General features: G+C 75.5%; 14 protein-coding genes. 1 reads left to right on the forward strand and 13 read right to left on the reverse strand.

The window, feature by feature from the left end:
- Nucleotides 1-2: 2 nt before the first annotated feature.
- Genes cobC through cobM form a run of 6 tightly spaced genes read right to left on the reverse strand, consistent with a single transcriptional unit; the run spans nt 3 to nt 6,326 of the window.
- Nucleotides 3-1,106: an Rv2231c family pyridoxal phosphate-dependent protein CobC gene (gene cobC / locus AB0947_RS31185; protein WP_366753708.1), complete on the reverse strand. Its 1,104-nt coding sequence runs from the start codon at nt 1,104-1,106 to the stop codon at nt 3-5.
- Nucleotides 1,096-2,013 carry a sirohydrochlorin chelatase gene (locus AB0947_RS31190; RefSeq protein WP_366753709.1) on the reverse strand — a complete coding sequence of 306 codons (918 nt, stop codon included), beginning with the start codon at nt 2,011-2,013 and terminating at the stop codon, nt 1,096-1,098. The genes cobC and AB0947_RS31190 overlap by 11 nt, the downstream gene beginning before the upstream one ends.
- Entirely contained in the window at nt 2,010-2,600 is a 591-nt protein-coding gene (locus AB0947_RS31195; RefSeq protein WP_366753710.1) for a precorrin-8X methylmutase, read from the reverse strand. Before AB0947_RS31195 ends, AB0947_RS31190 begins: the two co-directional genes overlap by 4 nt.
- A complete protein-coding gene (gene cobJ, locus AB0947_RS31200) occupies nt 2,597-4,279 on the reverse strand; it encodes a precorrin-3B C(17)-methyltransferase (RefSeq protein ID WP_366753711.1) in 1,683 nt (560 codons plus the stop codon). Before cobJ ends, AB0947_RS31195 begins: the two co-directional genes overlap by 4 nt.
- Nucleotides 4,276-5,511 carry a precorrin-6y C5,15-methyltransferase (decarboxylating) subunit CbiE gene (cbiE, locus tag AB0947_RS31205; RefSeq protein ID WP_366753712.1) on the reverse strand — a complete coding sequence of 412 codons (1,236 nt, stop codon included), beginning with the start codon at nt 5,509-5,511 and terminating at the stop codon, nt 4,276-4,278. Before cbiE ends, cobJ begins: the two co-directional genes overlap by 4 nt.
- On the reverse strand, nt 5,508-6,326 hold the full coding sequence (gene cobM, locus AB0947_RS31210) for a precorrin-4 C(11)-methyltransferase (RefSeq protein WP_366753713.1): 819 nt from the start codon (nt 6,324-6,326) through the stop codon (nt 5,508-5,510). The genes cbiE and cobM overlap by 4 nt, the downstream gene beginning before the upstream one ends.
- An 82-nt stretch (nt 6,327-6,408) precedes the next feature.
- Here cobM and AB0947_RS31215 point away from each other — a divergent pair, with 82 nt between their 5' ends.
- Nucleotides 6,409-7,137 (forward strand): ZIP family metal transporter, encoded by a 729-nt coding sequence (locus tag AB0947_RS31215; RefSeq protein WP_366753714.1) that lies wholly within the window; start codon nt 6,409-6,411, stop codon nt 7,135-7,137.
- 11 nt (nt 7,138-7,148) lie between these two features.
- Here AB0947_RS31215 and cobI read toward each other — a convergent pair whose 3' ends face one another.
- From cobI to AB0947_RS31250, 7 genes are read right to left on the reverse strand one after another with little or no spacing between them, the layout of a single operon-like run.
- The gene (gene cobI / locus AB0947_RS31220) at nt 7,149-7,880 is read right to left on the reverse strand and encodes a precorrin-2 C(20)-methyltransferase (RefSeq protein ID WP_366753715.1); all 732 of its coding nucleotides are present in this window, start codon (nt 7,878-7,880) and stop codon (nt 7,149-7,151) included.
- On the reverse strand, nt 7,877-9,253 hold the full coding sequence (locus AB0947_RS31225) for a cobyrinate a,c-diamide synthase (protein ID WP_366753716.1): 1,377 nt from the start codon (nt 9,251-9,253) through the stop codon (nt 7,877-7,879). The genes cobI and AB0947_RS31225 overlap by 4 nt, the downstream gene beginning before the upstream one ends.
- The gene (cobO, locus tag AB0947_RS31230) at nt 9,247-9,846 is read right to left on the reverse strand and encodes a cob(I)yrinic acid a,c-diamide adenosyltransferase (protein WP_366753717.1); all 600 of its coding nucleotides are present in this window, start codon (nt 9,844-9,846) and stop codon (nt 9,247-9,249) included. The genes AB0947_RS31225 and cobO overlap by 7 nt, the downstream gene beginning before the upstream one ends.
- Nucleotides 9,846-11,861, reverse strand: coding sequence for a putative cobaltochelatase (locus AB0947_RS31235; protein WP_366753718.1), 2,016 nt, complete (start codon nt 11,859-11,861; stop codon nt 9,846-9,848). The genes cobO and AB0947_RS31235 overlap by 1 nt, the downstream gene beginning before the upstream one ends.
- On the reverse strand, nt 11,858-15,508 hold the full coding sequence (gene cobN, locus AB0947_RS31240) for a cobaltochelatase subunit CobN (protein ID WP_366753719.1): 3,651 nt from the start codon (nt 15,506-15,508) through the stop codon (nt 11,858-11,860). Before cobN ends, AB0947_RS31235 begins: the two co-directional genes overlap by 4 nt.
- On the reverse strand, nt 15,505-17,013 hold the full coding sequence (locus tag AB0947_RS31245) for a cobyric acid synthase (protein WP_366753720.1): 1,509 nt from the start codon (nt 17,011-17,013) through the stop codon (nt 15,505-15,507). The genes cobN and AB0947_RS31245 overlap by 4 nt, the downstream gene beginning before the upstream one ends.
- Nucleotides 17,010-17,954, reverse strand: a complete 945-nt coding sequence (locus tag AB0947_RS31250; RefSeq protein WP_366753721.1) for a cobalamin biosynthesis protein — start codon at nt 17,952-17,954, stop codon at nt 17,010-17,012. The genes AB0947_RS31245 and AB0947_RS31250 overlap by 4 nt, the downstream gene beginning before the upstream one ends.
- Between the last annotated feature and the right edge of the window lie 92 nt (nt 17,955-18,046).

An 18,046-nucleotide genomic window follows, 5' to 3' on the forward strand; every position in this document is an offset into this window, starting at 1 on the left:
CCTCAGCCAGGCGGCACGGGTGGGTGGGCCGGCGGATCCAGGGCGGACGACAGTGCCCGCAAGAACCCGTTCACGGTCGCCCGGTCCCGCACGGCGATCCGCACCCACTCGTCCCCGAGCCCGGGGAACGTGTCACCCCGGCGCACCGCGTAACCCAGCTCCCGCAGCCGCCGTCGTACCCCGGCCGCGCCCGGCATGCGGACCAGCACGAACGGCCCCTGCGCCGCCCCCACCACCCGCACCCCGCGTGCGGCGAACGCGGCCAGCCCGGCCACCAGGTGTGCCCGGTCCCCGGCGATGCGGTGCGCCGCGTGCCCCGCCTCCGCCAGCGCCCTCGGCGCCACACACGCCCGCGCGGCCGCCAGCGCCGGTGTCGACACCGGCCACAACGGCTGGGCCCGTTCCAGCTCGGCGATCACCTCGGGCGCGGCCAGCACGTATCCGATGCGCAGCCCGGCCAGCCCCCAGGTCTTGGTGAGGCTGCGCAGCACCACGAGCCCCGGCACACCGGTCCGCCCGGCCAGCGCCTCCCGCTCGCCCGGCACCGCGTCCATGAACGCCTCGTCCACCACCAGCGTCCGCCCCGGCCGGGCGAGCCGGACGACCGCCTCCGCCGGATGCAGCACCGACGTCGGATTCGTGGGGTTGCCGATCACCACCAGGTCGGCGTCCTCCGGCACGGCCGCCGGGTCCAGCCGGAACCCGTCCGCCTCCCGCAGCAGCACCCGGTCCACGGTGTGCCCGGCGTCCCGCAGCGCGGCTTCCGGCTCGGTGAACTGCGGGTGCACGACGACCGGCCGGCGGACCTTCAGCGCACGGGCGAGCAGCACGAACGCCTCCGCCGCGCCCGCCGTCAGCAGCACCCGCTCCACCGGCAGCCCGTGCCGCGCCGCGACCGCCGCCCGCGCGGCCCGCCCGTCCGGATAGGCCGCGAGCGACGACAGCGAGCCGGCGATCTCCTCCCGCAGCCACGCCGGGGGCGTGTCCGCGCGGACGTTGACGGCGAGGTCGACCAACGCGGCCCCGTCGTCCCGCACCTCCGCGTCCCCGTGGTGCCGCAGGTCGTGCCCGGACCCGCCGGACCCGCCGGTCGCTTCAGTGCGCATGGCTGTGCGAGTGCCCCCCGTGAGGGTGGTGCCCGTGCCCGTGGTGGTGGTCGTCGTCGTCCGGGTGGAAGTGCGGCTGCTGCGGCAGCCCGACCTTGTCCTCGAAGCCCGGCAGCGCGATCCGGTACACGCACGAGTCGCAGTTCATGCGCAGATCGCCCTTGACGGCCTCCTCGTACCGCTCCATCACCAGGTCCAGCAGCTCCGGCTCGGGCCCGATGACGTCGGCCGAGCGCACCTCGGTCCCCGGGTGCGCGGCGGCCCACTCCTCGGTCTGCCGCCGCACCCGGTCCGGCAGGATGCCGGTGAACAGGAAGTAGGGGAGCACGACGATCCTCCGCGCCCCCAGCGCCGCGCACCGGTCCAGCCCGCTCGCCACGTCCGGCGCCGCGAGCGACACGAACGCCGTCTCCACCCCGGCGTACCCCCGGCCCTCCCACAGCAGCCGCGCCGCCTTGAACACCTCGGCGTTGGCGTCGGGGTCGGTGGAGCCGCGCCCGACCAGCAGCACGGTCGCCTCCGAGCGGTCCGTGCCGCCCAGCGCCTCGTCCAGCCGCCGCTCCAGCACGCCCAGCAGCGCCGGGTGCGGGCCCAGCGGACGGCCGTAGGTGTACGAGATGCCCGGGTGCCGCTCCTTCTCACGGGCCAGCGCCGCCGGGATGTCACCCTTGGCGTGCCCGGCGGACACCAGCATCAGCGGCACGGCGGCGAACCGGCGTACGCCCTGTTCGACCAGCTCGGTGACGGCCTCGCCCAGCGGCGGCGGGGACAGCTCGATGAAGCCGCCGGCGACGGGCAGCCCGGGGTGGCGGCGCCCCAGCTCCCGGACGAAGGCGCGGAACGCCTCGGCGCCGGCGTCGTCACGGGTGCCGTGGCCGGCGATGAGCAGGGCGGGCGGGGTGGTCACGCGTTCTCCTCGGAGTGTGCAGCGGGGTGGTACAGCAGGGCGTTGAGCGCGGCGGACGCGACCGCCGACCCGCCCTTCTCGGACACGTTGCTCACGGCGGGCAGCCCGCTCTCGCGCAATGCGGCCTTGGACTCGACCGCGCCGACGAAGCCGACGGGCAGGCCGATGACGAGTGCCGGGGCGGCGTCCAGGGTCAGCAGTTCCTCCAGCGCGGTCGGCGCGTTGCCGATCACCCAGAGGGCGCCGGGACCGACCTGCTCGTACGCGAGCCGGATCGCGTGCGCCGACCGGGTCAGACCCGGCCCGGCCACCGCGTCCCTCAGCCGGCAGACGGTCTCGCGCCGGGTGATCCCGGCGGCCACCATCTCGACGTCCACGACCACCGGCGCCCCGGCGTGCAGCGCCGCGTGCGCGGCCACCAGCTCACCCTCGTCCATGACGAGGTCGTTCGCGTACTCCAGGTCGGCGGCGGAGTGGATGACCCGCTCCACCACCGCCCGGGTCAGCGGCGGGAAGTGCGAGGTGTCCAGGCGGGCGCGCAGCCGCCGGTAGGACTCCTGCTCGATAGGGTGGACGACGCGGTTCACTTCGGGTCCTCCTGCCAGCGGTAGCCGCGCGGCGTCACCATGCGCCCGGCGATGTTCCGGGTCGCGGTGTTGCCCACCGTCACGACCGTCATCATGTCGACCGTCGCGGGGTCGAGCGCGCCGAGCGTGGTGAGCCGGCCGGACTCGTCGGGGCGGGAGGCGTTGCGGACGACACCCACCGGAGTGCCGGCGTCCCGGTGCTCGCCGAGGATGCCCAGCGCCTTCGGCAGCTGCCAGTCGCGGCCCCGGGAGCGCGGGTTGTAGAAGGTGACGACGAGGTCCGACTCGGCCGCCGCGCGCACCCGGCGCTCGATGACCTCCCAGGGCGTGTGCAGGTCGGACAGGCTGATGGACACGTGGTCGTGGCCCAGCGGCGCGCCCAGGATCGCCCCGGCGGCCAGCGCGGCCGTCACCCCGGGCACCCCGACCACGTCGATGTCGTCCGAGGCCTCGGCGAGCGCAGGGGAGGCCATGGCGTACACGCCCGCGTCCCCGCTGCCGATCAGCGCCACCGCGTGCCCCTCGCGGGCCTGTGCGACCGCCGTCCGGGCCCGCTCCTCCTCCGCGCCGAGCCCCGACTCCAGCACCCGGGTGCCGGGCCGCAGCAGATCGCGGATCTGGTCCACGTACTGGTCGAGCCCGACCAGCACCGACGCCCGCCGCAGCTCGGCCGCCGCGCGCGGGGTGAGCAGGTCCCGGGCGCCCGGCCCGAGGCCGACGACGGCGAGCCGCCCGCGCCCCGGACGCCGTACGACCGCACAGGTCGCCATCGCCGGCCGCGCGTCCGACTTCCGCTTGGGGACGAGGAGTTCACCGCCCCGGACCAGGGCGGCGGCCTCCGCGACCGACGGGGTGCCGACGGCCGCGAGGGGCGCGTCGGACGGGTTGGGCACCTCGACCGCCGCCAGTTCACCGGCGGAGTACGTCACCAGGGGCACCCCGAGCCGTTCGGCGGCGGCCACTATGCCCGGCTCCCCGGCCTTGGCGTCCACGGTGGCCAGCTCGGCGACCGACCGCGGCGACAGGCCCGCCTCCCGCAGCGCCTCCTCGACCAGGCCGAGGACCTCCTCGGCCGGCGCGCCCTTCGACGCGCCGACCCCGACCACCAGCGACGGCGGCCTGAGCAGCACCTCCCGCTCGCCCGCCGCGACGGCCCGGTCGGTCACCCGGATCGTGTACGCACCCTCGGGCGCGACCGGCAGCGGCGGCAGCGGCCACGCCACCTCCGCCTCCAGCGCGACCGGTTCGCCGTCCAGCAGCGCCCGGGAGACCGCGGCGACCGCCCCCTCGTACGGCAGCCCGAGCGTGTCCAGGCCCGGCAGCCCGGCGGCGTCCGTCGCGGTCGTCACCACCGGCTCGGCGCCCAGCACCGCACCCACCTCGCGGGCGAGCGCGTTGGCACCGCCGCCGTGCCCGCCGAGCAGCGACACCGCGAACCGGCCGCCCTCGTCCACGCACACCACACCCGGGTCGGCCGCCTTGCCGGCGAGCAGCGGCGCGAGCAGCCGCACCACCGCCCCGGTCGCCAGGAAGCACACCAGCTGCTCGCACTCCGCGAACGCGGCCCGTACGGCCTCCCCGACGGGACCCTCGTAGACGCGCGTGCGCCCCGGCCAGGCCGCGGCCAGCCGGTCCCGCGCCGCCGCCCCCGCCGCGGTGGCGGAAATCAGGCCGATCACTGGACTACTCCTTCACTAGACACCGGGGTTCTCACGCCCCACAGCAGGAACACAGGATTGGTGGCCGCGAGCCGGGTGACGTCCCCCGGCAGCGGCGCGAGACGCGAGGACTGCAGCAGCACCCCGTCGCAGGTGAACCCGGCCTCCGCCAGCGCCTGCCGGGCCGCCGGCACCCGGTCCAGCGCGGCCATGGCGACGACGACCGTGCGCCGGGCCCGCCGCGCGCACGCGCCCACCACGGCGGGCAGCTCCCGGCCCCCGCCGCCCACGAACACCGCGTCGGGATCGCCGGCCAGCCCCGCCAGGGCCTCCGGCGCCGAGCCGTGCACCACGTCCACGCCGACGCCGTGGGCCTCCGCGTTGGCACGGATGCGCGCCACCCCGTCCGGGGTCTTCTCCACGGCGACGACGGCGGCGCCGAGCCGCGCGCACTCCACCGCGACCGAGCCCGACCCGGCGCCCACGTCCCACACCAGGTCGCCCAGGCGCGGCCCCAGCCGGGCCAGGGCCAGCGCCCGCACCTCGAACTTGGTGATCATCGAGTCCCGGTGCGTGAAGGCGCCCTCCTCCAGGGCCCACCGGTCCGGCGCGCCGGGCACCCCGGCCACCGTCCGCACCGCGCCGAGCGCCCGCGCCCCGTCCAGGCACAGCACCACGCTCACCGCCGTGCCCCAGTCCCGCGCCGCCGCCTCGGCGGCCGTCACCCGCTCCACGCGCTCCCGCTCCGGATCGCCGAGCGCGCTCGCCACGACCAGGGTCCGGTCACCGGGGAGCGCGGCCCCCAGCTCGGCCGGACCGGCGCCCGGCCCGGTCAGCACGGCCACCTTCGGCCGCGCCCGGCACACGTTCACCGCCGTCCGCAGGTCCCGGCCGTGCGCGCTGACCACGACCGCGTCGTCCCAGGGCAGCCCGATCCGGGCGAAGGCGGCGGCCACGGAGGACACCCCCGGCCGTACGTCCAGCAGATGGGACCCGAACCGCTCGGCCAGCGCCCGCACGATCCCGAAGAACCCCGGGTCACCGGACGCCAGCACGACCACCGGCAGCTCCTTGCCGACGTACTCGGCGACGGTGTCCAGCGCGGGCGCCAGCGGACCGAGCACCACCCGCCGCGCCCCCTCGGGCAGCCGTACGGCGTCCAGGTGCCGCCGCCCGCCGACGACCAGCGCGGCCCCGGCGACGACGTCCGCGGGCACCGGCGCCCCGGTCCCCGCACCGACGACGGTGATCAATTCTTCGCCCGCTGCTCGCGCAGCGCCCGCCGCGCCTCGGGGTCGGCCTTGCGGTAGCCGTGGAAGTGCCCCGGGTGGTACAGGTGCGAACGCGTCCCGTGCGCGTCCAGCGCCGGGCCGACCAGGAACAGCGTGTGCTTCCAGAGCCGGTGCTCCTTGACGGTCTCCTCCAGCGTGCCGATCGTGCACTTCACGACCAGCTCCTCCGGCCAGGTCGCCTGGTACGCGATCACCACCGGGGTGCTCGTCGGGTAGCCGCCTTCCAGCAGCTCCCGCACCAGCTGCCCGCTGCGCGCCGCCGACAGGAAGATCGCCATGGTGGTGCCGTGGCGGGCGAACTCGCGGACCTCCTCGCCGGGCGGCATCGGCGTCTTGCCCCCGCCCAGCCGGGTCAGCACCACGGACTGCGCGACCTCGGGAATCGTCAGCTCGCGCCGGGCCAGCGCGGCCACGGCGGAGAAGGAGGACACGCCCGGTACGACCTCGGTCGCGATGCCGATCTCCTCGCAGCGGTCCAGCTGCTCCTGCGTGCCGCCCCACAGGGCCGGGTCGCCGGAGTGGATCCGGGCCACCCGGAGTCCCTCCTCGAACGCGCGTCGGTACACCGCGACGACGTCCTCCAGCGACATGGCCGCCGAGTCCAGGACCTCGGCGTCCTCGCGGGCGTGTTCGAGGACCTCCGCCTGGACCAGGCTCGCGGCCCAGATCACGACGTCGGCCTCGGCGATGGCCCGCGCGGCACGGAACGTCAGCAGGTCGGCGGCGCCGGGGCCGGCACCGACGAAGGTCACCTTGCCGGTGGGGGCATCGGCCATGGGAATCGGTCCTCTCCTACGAGTACTGCGGTTATGGCTGTCGGACGTGCGGGAAGGCGGGTCGATCCGATAGCAAGGGCCTATGGCGGTCTTCGTCGCGCTCGGCGCGTTCCTGATGACGCTGGCCGGCGGCTGGACGGCACAGCGCGTGACCGACCGCCGCCATCTGGTGCTGGGCCTGGCCGGCGGGCTGATGCTGGGCGTGGTCTGCCTGGACCTGCTGCCGGAGGCGCTGCGGGCGGCGGGCACCGAGGTCCACGGCGTCCCGGCCGCGCTCCTGCTGTTCCTGGCCGGCTTCCTCCTCGCCCATCTGGTGGAACGCCTGCTGGCGGCCCGCCGCGCCTCGCACGGAGCGGACGAACACCGTCACAGGGCTCCCGAGGTGGGCCTGACGGCGGCCGCGGCGATGGTGGGCCACAGCCTGATGGACGGCGTGGCGATCGGCGCGTCGTTCCAGGTGGGCGACGGGATGGGCACCGCGGTCGCGCTCGCCGTCATCGCCCACGACTTCGCGGACGGCTTCAACACCTTCACCCTCACCAGCCTGTACGGCAACGCCCGCCGCAAGGCCCTGGCCATGCTCTTCGCGGACGCGGTCGCCCCCGTCGCCGGAGCCGCCGCGTCCACGTTCCTCACCGTCCCGGCGGGCGTCCTCGGCGGCTATCTCGGCCTGTTCGGCGGCGCACTGCTGTACCTCGCCGCGGCGGAGATCCTCCCCGAGGCCCACCACGAGCACCCCGCCCGCTCCACCCTGCTGTGCACGGTCGCGGGCGCGGCCTTCATCTGGCTGGTGGTGGGCGTCACCGGGTGACCCGGGCCGTGTCACAGCTTTCCGCCCCGGCCGCCGTCCCGGCGCGGCGGCGCGATCAGCGTCGACAGGTACGGCAGCGGCGTCCCGTCCAGCTCGGCGGCCGGCCGCACCGACTCCTCCGGCAGGCCCAGCGCCGAGCCCCACACCGCGTCCCCGAGCCGCCCGGTCTCCCGCAGCGCCTCCGCGACCTCGGCGGCCTGCCGCCCGAACTTGTACGCCACGACCGTCCCCGGCCCCGCCAGCGCCTCCTTCAGCACCGCCGGCCCGGCCGTCACGGGCACGAGGGTCAGCGGCTCGGTGCCCTCGGTCAGCACGGCCCCCGAGCGCGCCGCGAGATCCTGCATGGCGGTGATCCCGGGCACCGTCTCCACGGTGACACCCGGCACCAGCTCGGCGATGGTCTGCGCGAGATACGTGAACGTCGAGTACACGTTCGGGTCGCCGATGGTGGCGAACGCGACGGACCCGTGCCGGGCGAGCAGCTCGGCGACCCGGGCGCCGGCCGCGTCCCAGGCCGCCTCCCGCCGCGCCCGGTCGGTCCGCTCGTTCAGCGCGAACACCACCCGGACGACCTTGTCCGCGGCCACGTAGTGCAGCACCGTCGCCTCCGCCCGCCCCCGCTCCCCGGTGTCCAGGACCGGTACGACGACGACCTCGGCGGCCCGCAGCGCGTTGACCCCCTTCACGGTCACCAGCTCCGGATCACCGGGACCGACCCCGACCCCGACCAGCCTGCTGCTCATGACGTCCGGCACCTCTCCACGAACCGACGGGCGACACCGGGCTCGGACGCCCAGTGCGTGTGCAGGTAACTCGCGTGCACGCCCTGCTGTACGAAACCTTCGACCCGCCGGACCGGGGTCCGTACGCCCCAGGCGGGAGCGGCACCGGCGCCCGGCTCGACGGCGGTGCGGTGGAACTCGTGGCCCCGCATCCGCGTCCCGGCCGCCGCCAGCGCACTGTCGCCGACGGCCACGGCGTCCCGGTAGCCGAGGGTCAGCCGGTCGGTCATCCGCGCGGTGGCGTCGAGCACCCCGCACAGGGGCTGCCCGTCCAGCTCGCGGCACAGATAGAGGAGCCCGGCGCATTCGGCGGCCACGGGGGCGCCGGAGGACGCGAGGTCCGCGACGGCCTTGCGCAGGGGCTCGTTGGCGGACAGCTCGGCGGCGTACACCTCGGGGAAGCCGCCTCCGATGACCAGCCCGGCGGTCGCCTCGGGCAGTCGCTCGTCCCGCAGCGGGTCGAAGGTGACGACCTCGGCACCGGCGGCGGCGAGCAGTTCGGTGTGCTCGGCGTAGGAGAAGGTGAAGGCGGGCCCGCCGGCGACGGCGACGACAGGGGCTCGCTTCCCGGCGGACCGAGCCGGGTGGTGGGCGGGCGAGGCGGGGGCCCAGGGTGCGGCGCCCCCTGGGAGGGCACCGGCAGTACGGGCAAGCCCCTCCAGCGCGGCCAGGTCACACCCCTGGGCCACCTGCGCGGCCATGGCCCGGACGGCGTCCACCGCCGCAGCCTGCCGCTCGGCGACCGGCACCAGTCCGAGGTGCCGGGAGGGCGTGTCCACCTGAGCGGCCCGCCGCAAGGCACCCAGGACCGGCACCCCCGCCGCATCCAGCGCCTCCCGCAGGAGCGACTCGTGCCGGTCGGAGGCGACCTTGTTCAGGATCACGCCCCCGACCCGCACCTCCGGGTCCCAGGACGCGAACCCGTGCACCAGCGCCGCCACCGACCGCGACTGCGAGGACGCGTCCACGACGAGCACCACCGGCGCCCGCAGCAGCTTGGCGACGTGCGCGGTGGACGCCAGCTCACCCTCGCCGGCGGCCCCGTCGTACAGCCCCATCACGCCCTCGACCACCGCGAGGTCACACCCCCGCGCCCCGTGCAGGAACAGCGGAGCGATCAGCTCCGGCCCGCACAGGTACGCGTCGAGGTTGCGCCCCGCCCGTCCGGTCGCGAGGGCGTGGTACCCGGGGTCGATGTAGTCCGGTCCGACCTTGTGCGGGGACACGGCGAGCCCCCGCGCGGCGAACGCGGCCATCAGCCCCGTGGCGACGGTGGTCTTGCCGCTGCCCGAAGAGGGCGCGGCGATGACCAGCCGGGGGACGGACCTCACCACTCGATGCCCTTCTGGCCCTTCTGCCCCACGTCCATGGGGTGCTTGACCTTGGACATGTCGGTGACGAGGTCGGCGAAGTCCACCAGCTTCTCCGGCGCGTTCCGCCCGGTGATCACCACGTGCTGGGTGCCGGGACGGCCGCGCAGCACGTCGACGACCTCGTCGGTGTCGACCCAGCCCCAGTGCATCGGGTACGCGAACTCGTCGAGCACGTACAGCCGGTACGTCTCGGCGGCCAGGTCCCGCTTGACCTGCTCCCAGCCCTCGCGGGCCTTCTCCTCGTTGTCCATCTGCGCGTCGCGCTGGACCCACGACCAGCCCTCGCCCATCTTGTGCCAGTCGACGCTCCCGCCCTCGCCGGAGGCGCCGAGCACCCTGAGCGCGTTCTCCTCGCCGACCTTCCACTTCGCCGACTTGACGAACTGGAACACCCCGATGGGCCACCCCTGGTTCCAGGCGCGCAGCGCGAGCCCGAACGCGGCGGTGGACTTGCCCTTGCCGACGCCCGTGTGCACGACGACCAGCGGACGGTTTCGCCGCTGACGGGTCGTCAGACCGTCGTCCGGTACGACACTCGGCTGTCCCTGCGGCATTACGCGGCCCTCCTCGGCGTTCCCTGCACATCCCTGACCAGCCCGGCGATCGAGTCGGCCCGCAGCTCGTCCAGCGTGACGGCCGTACCGCCCAGCTCACCGGCCAGCTGTCCGGCGAGCCCGAGCCGCACCGGCCCCGACTCGCAGTCCACGACCACGGAGGCGACCTGCTCGGCCGCGAACAGCCGCGCCGCCCGCCCCGCGAGGGCGACCGGCTCGGGGCCGCCGGTGGCCCGCCCGTCGGTCACCACGACCACCAGCGCCCGGCGCGCCGGGTCCCGCAGCCGCTCCACCCGCAGCACCTCGTGTGCCTTGAGCAGCCCCGCGGCGAGCGGCGTACGCCCCCCGGTCGGCAGCGACTCCAGCCGCGCGGCGGCGGCGTCGACGGAGGACGTCGGCGGCAGCGCGACCTCGGCGCCCGAGCCCCGGAACGTCACCAGGCCCACCTTGTCCCGCCGCTGGTAGGCGTCGAGCAGCAGCGACAGCACGGCGCCCTTCACGGCGCTCATCCGCTCCCGCGCCGCCATCGACCCCGAGGCGTCCACGACGAACAGCACGAGGTTGCCCTCACGTCCCTCACGGACCGCCTGCCGCAGATCGTCCCGCCGTACGACCAGTCCCGGCCCGGACCTGCCCCGCGCCCGCTGATGCGGCGCGGCGGCCCGCACGGTCGCCGCCAGGTGCAGCTTGGTCAGTGCCCCCCGGGGCCGCCGGGCCCCGGTGGTCCGCCCGTGCTCGGTCCGCGCCCGCGACCGCCGCCCGGCGGCACCCTCGCCGACGCCGGGGACGGTCAGCGCCTTGGCCCGGAAGGGTTCCGCGGCCCGTACGGCCGACTGCTCCCGCCCGCCGGACGCCTGCGGCTGCCCGTCCTCACCGGCCTCGGGCCGCGCGTCGCCGGCGCCGTCGCCCCGCGGACCGCTGTCGGGCGCCGGCTGCCCGCCGCCCCCACCGGGGCCGTCGGGGCCGTCGGGGCCGTCGGGGCCCGGATCGTCGTCGGGGGACTCGCCGGAGGACTGCTCCAGCGTCTCGTCCAGCTTGTCCTCGTCCAGGCCCGGCGCGTCGAACGGGTTGCGCCGCCTGCGGTGCGGGAGCGCCAGCAGCGCGGCCTGCCGCACGTCCTCGGCGAGCACATCGGTCCGCCCGGCCCACGCGGCCAGCGCGGTCGCCGTACGGGCCATCACGATGTCGGCGCGCATGCCGTCCACCTCGAAGGCCGCGCAGGTCGCCGCGATCTGCCGCAGCGCCCCGTCGCCCAGCCGCACCCGCGGCAGCAGTTCCCGCGCCGCCACGATCCGCTGCCGTACGGCAGCCTCCTCGCCGGCCCAGCGCGCGGCGAAGGCGGCCGGATCGTCGTCGTACGCCAGCCGGCGCCGGACGACCTCCACCCGCTGCTCCGGCTCCCGGGAAGCGGCCACCTCCACGGTCAGCCCGAACCGGTCCAGCAACTGCGGGCGCAGCTCGCCCTCTTCGGGGTTCATGGTGCCGACGAGCAGGAACCGGGCCGCGTGCCGCACGGACACACCCTCGCGCTCCACGTAAGAGGCACCCATCGCCGCCGCGTCCAGCAGCAGGTCGACCAGGTGGTCGTGGAGCAGGTTGACCTCGTCGACGTAGAGGATGCCCCGGTGCGCCTCGGCCAGCAGGCCCGGCTCGAAGGCCTTCACGCCCTCGGCCAGCGCCCGCTCGATGTCGAGGGCGCCGACGAGCCGGTCCTCGGAGGCGCCGACGGGCAGCTCGACCATCCGCGCGGGGCGCCCGGCGCCGTCGCCGGACTCGTGCGGTCCGTCCGGGCAGCCGGGGTCGGGGGAGGCCGGGTCGCACGAGAACCGGCACCCGGGGACGACGGCCACCTCCGGCAGCAGCGCCGACAGCGCCCGTACCGCCGTGGACTTCGCGGTGCCCTTCTCGCCGCGCACCAGCACACCGCCGACCGCCGGCGACACGGCGTTCAGCAGCAGCGCGAGCCGCAGGTCGTCCTGGCCGACGACGGCCGTAAAGGGGAACGGGGTGGTCACTGGTCGCCCTCCAAGTCGCCTTCAAGCTCCAGATAGGTGGCGCGCAGCCGCTCCAGCGTGTCCGCGTCCGGCTCCGCCCACAGGCCGCGGTCCGCCGCCTCCAGCAGCCGCTCGGTGATCCCGCGCAGCGCCCACGGGTTGGACTTCTTCATGAAGTCCCGGTTCTCCGGGTCGAAGACGTACTCGGCGCTGAGCTTCTCGTACATCCAGTCGTCGACCACGCCCGCCGTCGCGTCGTAGCCGAAGAGGTAGTCCACGGTCGCCGCCATCTCGAACGCGCCCTTGTAGCCGTGCCGGCGCATGGCCGCCATCCAGCGCGGGTTGACCACCCGCGCCCGGAACACCCGGTGCGTCTCCTCGCCCAGCGTCCGCGTCCGCACCTGGTCCGGCACGGCCGAATCGCCCACGTACGCCTCGGGGTTGGCGCCCGTCAGGTGCCGGACCATGGCGACCATGCCGCCGTGGTACTGGAAGTAGTCGTCCGCGTCGACCAGGTCGTGCTCACGCGTGTCGACGTTCTTCGCCGCCACCGCGATCCGCCGGAACGCCGTCTCCATGTCCCCGCGCGCCGCCCGCCCGTCGAGCCCGCGCCCGTAGGCGTAGCCGCCCCAGACGGCGTACACCTCGGCCAGGTCGGCGTCACTGCGCCAGTTCCGGGCGTCGATCAGCGGCAGCAGACCCGCGCCGTACGCCCCCGGCTTCGAGCCGAAGATCCGGGCCGTGGCCCGGCGCCGGTCGCCGTGCCCGGCGGTGTCCTCCTCCACGTGCGCCCGCACGTAGTTGGACCCGGCCGGCTCCGCCAGCTCCGCCACCGCCCGCACCGCGTCGTCGATCAGCCCGACCACGTGCGGGAACGCGTCCCGGAAGAACCCGGAGATGCGGACCGTGACGTCGATGCGCGGGCGCCCCAGCTCGGCGAGCGGAACCACCTCGAAGCCGGTCACCCGGCGCGAGGCGTCGTCCCACACCGGGCGGCAGCCCAGCAGCGCCAGGATCTCGGCGATGTCGTCGCCCTGGGTGCGCATCGCGGACGTGCCCCACACCGTGAGGCCCACCGACCGGGGGTACTCCCCGGTGTCGCTCAGGTACCGCTGCACCAGCGAGTCCGCCAGCGACTGGCCGACCTCCCAGCTCAGCCGGGACGGGATCGCCTTGGGGTCGACCGAGTAGAAGTTGCGGCCCGTCGGCAGGACGTTGACCAGGCCCCGGGTCGGGGAGCCCGACGGGCCCGCCGGGACGTAACCGCCGTCCAGGGCCCGCAGGATGTGCCCGATCTCGTCGGTGGTCCGCGCCAGCCGGGGCACGACCTCGTCGCACGCGAACTCCAGCACGGCGAGCGCGTCGGGGAGTTCGGCGCCGAGCACGCCCCGCAGGACGGCGGGGACGACCGTACGGTCCCACGCCCGCGCCTCCATACCCTCCGCGATCCGCCGGCACAGCTGCTCCAGCAGGTCGACGGCGTCGGCGCCGGTCCGGGACGGGCCCTCCACCAGGTCCGTCAGCTCCACCGGCACCTTCACCGGGGCGCCCGGCTCGGCCAGCAGCTCCTTCTCCACCAGCCCGAAGTGCGCCGCCAGCGCGGCCCGCAGACCGGGCAGCGCGTTCGCCCGGCCGCCCCACACCTGGGAGGCGCGCAGCACGGCCAGCACCAGGTTCACCCGCGGCTCGCCGACCGGGCCGCCGCCGAGGATGTGCAGGCCGTCGCGGATCTGCACGTCCTTGATCTCGCACAGGTAGCCGTCGATGTGCATGACGAACTCGTCGAACGCCTCGTCGTCGGGCTGCTCGTCGACGTGCAGGTCGTGGTGCAGCTCCGCCGCCTTGACCAGGGTCCAGATCTGCGCGCGGACGGCCGGCGCCTTCGCCGGGTCCAGGTCGGAGACGAGCGCGTACTCGTCCAGCAGCTGCTCCAGCTTGGCCAGGTCGCCGTAGGTGTCCGCGCGGGCCATCGGCGGCACCAGGTGGTCGACCACCGTGGCGTGCCCGCGCCGCTTGGCCTGGGTGCCCTCGCCGGGGTCGTTCACGATGAACGGGTAGATCAGCGGCAGGTCGCCGAGGACGGCGTCCGAGGCGCACCCGGCGCTCAGCCCCAGGCCCTTGCCCGGCAGCCACTCCATCGTGCCGTGCTTGCCCATGTGCACGATCGCGTCCGCGCCGAACGAGTTCTCCAGCCACCGGTACGCCGCCAGGTAGTGGTGGGAGGGCGGCATGTCGGGGTCGTGGTAGATCGCGATCGGGTTCTCGCCGAAGCCGCGCGGCGGCTGGATCATCACGACGACGTTCCCGAACCGGAGGGAGGCGAGCACGATGTCGTCGCCGTCGACGTAGAGGCCGCCCGGCGGCTCCCCCCACGCCTCGGTCATCGCGTCCCGCAGCCCGGGGTCCAGCTTCTCGAACCACGCGCGGTAGTCGGCCAGCGGCACCCGCGCGGGCGCCGCCGCCAGCTGCTCCTCGGTCAGCCACTCCACGTCGTGACCGCCGGCCTCGATGAGCCGGTGGATCAACTCGTCGCCGCCGGCCGGGTACTCCGTGACCCCGTACCCGGCGTCCCGCAGCGCGTCCAGCACCCGGACCGCCGACGCCGGCGTGTCCAGGCCGACCGCGTTGCCGACCCGGGAGTGCTTGGTCGGGTACGCCGTGAAGACCAGCGCGATCCTCTTCTCCGCGTTCGGCTTGTGCTTCAGCCGGGCGTGCCGTAGGGCGATCCCGGCCACGCGGGCGGCCCGCTCGGGGTCGGCGACGTACACCGGCACCTCGTCGGGGCCCTGCTCCTTGAACGAGAACGGCACCGTGATCAGCCGGCCGTCGAACTCCGGGATCGCCACCTGCATCGCCGCGTCCATGGGGGACAGGGCCGCGTCGGACTCCTCCCACGCGGCCCGCGAGGAGGTGAGGCACAGCCCTTGCAGCACCGGCACGTCCAGGTCGGCCAGCGCGCCGATGTCCCAGGACTCCTCGTCACCGCCCGCCGACGCCTGGGAGGCGTGCGTGCCGCCGGCCGCGAGCACCGTGGCGACCAGCGCGTCAGCCCGCCCCAGCAGCTCGTACAGGGCCGGGTCCGCGCCGCGCAGCGAACCGCAGTACACCGGGAGGGCGTTGGCGCCGCGCGCCTCGATCGCCTCGCACAGGGTGTCCACGAAGGCGGTGTTGCCGCTCAGTTCGTGCGCCCGGTAGAACAGCACGCCCACGGTCGGCCGGCCGCCCTGGACCTCGTACCCGCCGTGCACGCCGAACTCCGGCATCCGGCGCGGCTCCTCGAAGCCCTCGCCGGTCAGCAGCACGGTGTCCGACAGGAACCGGGACAGCTCCAGCAGGTTCGCCGGGCCGCCCTCGACCAGGTACCTCAGCGCCTCCGCGACCACACCGGCCGGCACCGAGGACTCCGCCATCAGCTCCGCGTCCGGCACGGCCTCGCCGCCCAGCAGCACGGTCGGGACGCCGGACGCCTTCAGCGCGGCCAGCCCGTCCTCCCAGGCCCGCTTGCCGCCCAGCAGCCGGACGACGGCGAGGTCCGCGCCCGCGATCAGTCCGGGCAGCTCCCCGGCGACGTCGACGCGGGTGGGGTTGCCGATGCGGTAGCCGGCGCCGGACGCCCGGGCGGCCAGCAGATCCGTGTCGGCGGTCGACAACAACAACACTGTGCTCATGCGGGCGCTCCCGGTGGAATGAAAGGCAGTCCTTGCGGCGCGCCCGACTCGATGAGCCGCCACAGCGCGTCCGTGTCCGCGTGCTGTTCGATCAGGTCGCCGAGCCGGTCGAGCTGCTCCTCGCGCAGCGCGGCGAAGGAGGTGTCCGGCGCGGGCACGAAGCGGCGGCCCGCGGCGGCGGCCACCTCGCGCAGGAAGGCCCGCCGGAAGCCGTCCGACTCCAGCGAGCCGTGCCAGTGGGTGCCCCAGGTCTGGCCGACCCGGCAGCCGTCCAGGAAGGGTTCGCCGCCCTCGACGGTGGCCACCCCGTGGTGGATCTCGTAGCCGTCGACCCGCTCGCCGAGGGCTTCGCCGCTGGGCCGGGTGAGGGTCTTCTCGCGGGCGAACCGCACCCGGACGGGCAGGACGCCGAGCCCGTCGACATGCCCGCGCCGGCTCTCGACGTCGTCCTCGATGTGCTCGCCGAGGATCTGGAAGCCGCCGCAGACGCCGAGGACGGGGCGCCCTTCGGCGGCCCGGCGGACGAGCGCGTCCGCCAGCCCCCGCTCCCGCAGCCACTCCAGCGCCCGCACGGTCCCGCGCGTGCCCGGGACGACGACGAGATCGGCGTCGGCGAGCTCCTCCGGGCGGTCCACGAACCGCACGACCACACCCGGTTCGGCGGCCAGCGCGTCGACGTCGGTGAAGTTGGACATCAGCGGGACCGCGCACACGGCGACCCGCAGCACGTCCTCGCCGACCGGGGGCGTCACGGCGGACTCGCGGACCGTGCCCCGCAGGGACACCCTCAGTCCGTCCTCCTCGTCGATGCCGAGCCCGTGCCGGAAGGGCAGCACGCCGTACGTCCGCCGCCCGGTGAGGTCCCGCAGCATGTCCAGCCCGGGCTCCAGCAGGCCGGCGTCGCCCCGGAACTTGTTCACCAGGAACCCGGCGACCAGCTCCTGGTCCTCGGGGGAGAGCAGGGCGACGGTGCCGAAGAAGGAGGCGAACACGCCCCCGCGGTCGATGTCGCCGACGACGAGCACCGGCAGCCGCGCGTTTCGCGCGATCCCCATGTTGACGATGTCGGTCCGCCGCAGGTTGATCTCGGCGGGACTGCCCGCCCCCTCACAGATCACCGCGTCATACGTGCCCCGCAGTTCGGCCAGGCAGTCCAGCACCGTGCCCAGCAGCCGCTGCTGCCGCCCGCCGTGGTACCCGCGCGCGCTCAGCTCGCCCACCGGCCTGCCCAGCAGCACCACCTGGCTGCTCTGCTCGCCGCCGGGCTTGAGCAGCACCGGGTTCATCAGCGCGGTCGGCTCGACGCGGCAGGCCTGGGCCTGCATGGCCTGCGCCCGGCCGATCTCCGCGCCCTCGCGCGTGACGAACGAGTTCAGGGACATGTTCTGCGCCTTGAACGGCGCGACCTTCACGCCCTGGCGCACCAGCCAGCGGCAGATGCCCGCCGTCACGACGCTCTTGCCCGCGTCGGAGGTGGTGCCGGCGACGAGGAGACCACCGCTCACTTGCCACGTCCTCTCAGCAGGGCGCGCGCGGCCAGCGTGGTGCCGAGCGCGAGCAGGCCGACGCGGCGGGAGAGCCGCACGGCCCGGTCGATGTCGGTGACGCGGACCGGCCGTCCGGTGGCGCCGTTCAGCAGCGGGCGGTGTTCGACCCGGCCGCCGTAGGAGAGCGTGCCGCCCAGGCGGACGCCGAGGGCGCCCGCGAAGGAGGCCTCCACGGGCCCGGCGTTGGGGCTCGGGTGCCTGCGCGCGTCGGCCCTCCAGGCGCGCAGGGCGCCGCGCGGATCGGGTCCGGCCGCGGCGGCGAGCACGGCGGTCAGCCGGGCGCCCGGCCAGCCGGCGACGTCGTCCAGGCGGGCGGAGGCCCAGCCGTAGCGCCGGTGGCGGGGCGACCTGTGACCCACCATCGCGTCCAGGGTGTTGACCGCCCGGAAGCCGAGCAGCCCCGGCACCCCGGCCACGGCGCCCCAGACGAGCGCGCCGACCACGGCGTCGGAGGTGTTCTCGGCGACCGACTCGACCACGGCCCGCGCGATCCCGTCGGCGTCCAGGGCCTGCGGGTCCCGGCCGCACAGGTGCGGCAGCCGGGCCCGGGCCGCCTCGACGTCCCCGGCCTCCAGGGCGCGCCCGATGGTGCGGGCCTCCCGGGCGAGCGAGGTGCCGCCGACGACGGCCCAGGTGGCGGCGGCGGTCAGCGCGGCGGAAGCGGTACGGCAGGGGCGTACGGCGCGTGCGGCCAGCGCGCCGAGGGCGACGGCGCCGCCGGCGCACACGACGGTGTGCAGGGCGCCCCAGCCACGGTGGTCGTGCCACAGGGCGCGTTCCACGGCCCCGGCCGCCCGGCCGAACACGGCGACCGGGTGCCCGCGGCGCGGGTCGCCGAGGAGCAGGTCACCGAGGACGCCGGCGGCGGCACCGTACGCGTATGTGCGATCGGCACCCATCGGCTCAGCCGGCGGTGGGAACAGGAACGGTCCTGGTACGGGTCCTCGATCGGCAGCCGAGCATGGCGATATGTGTCCTCACTCAGGGTGTC

The organism is Streptomyces sp. NPDC047841, assembly GCF_040704085.1.
GTDB classification, from domain to species: domain Bacteria; phylum Actinomycetota; class Actinomycetes; order Streptomycetales; family Streptomycetaceae; genus Streptomyces; species Streptomyces argyrophylli.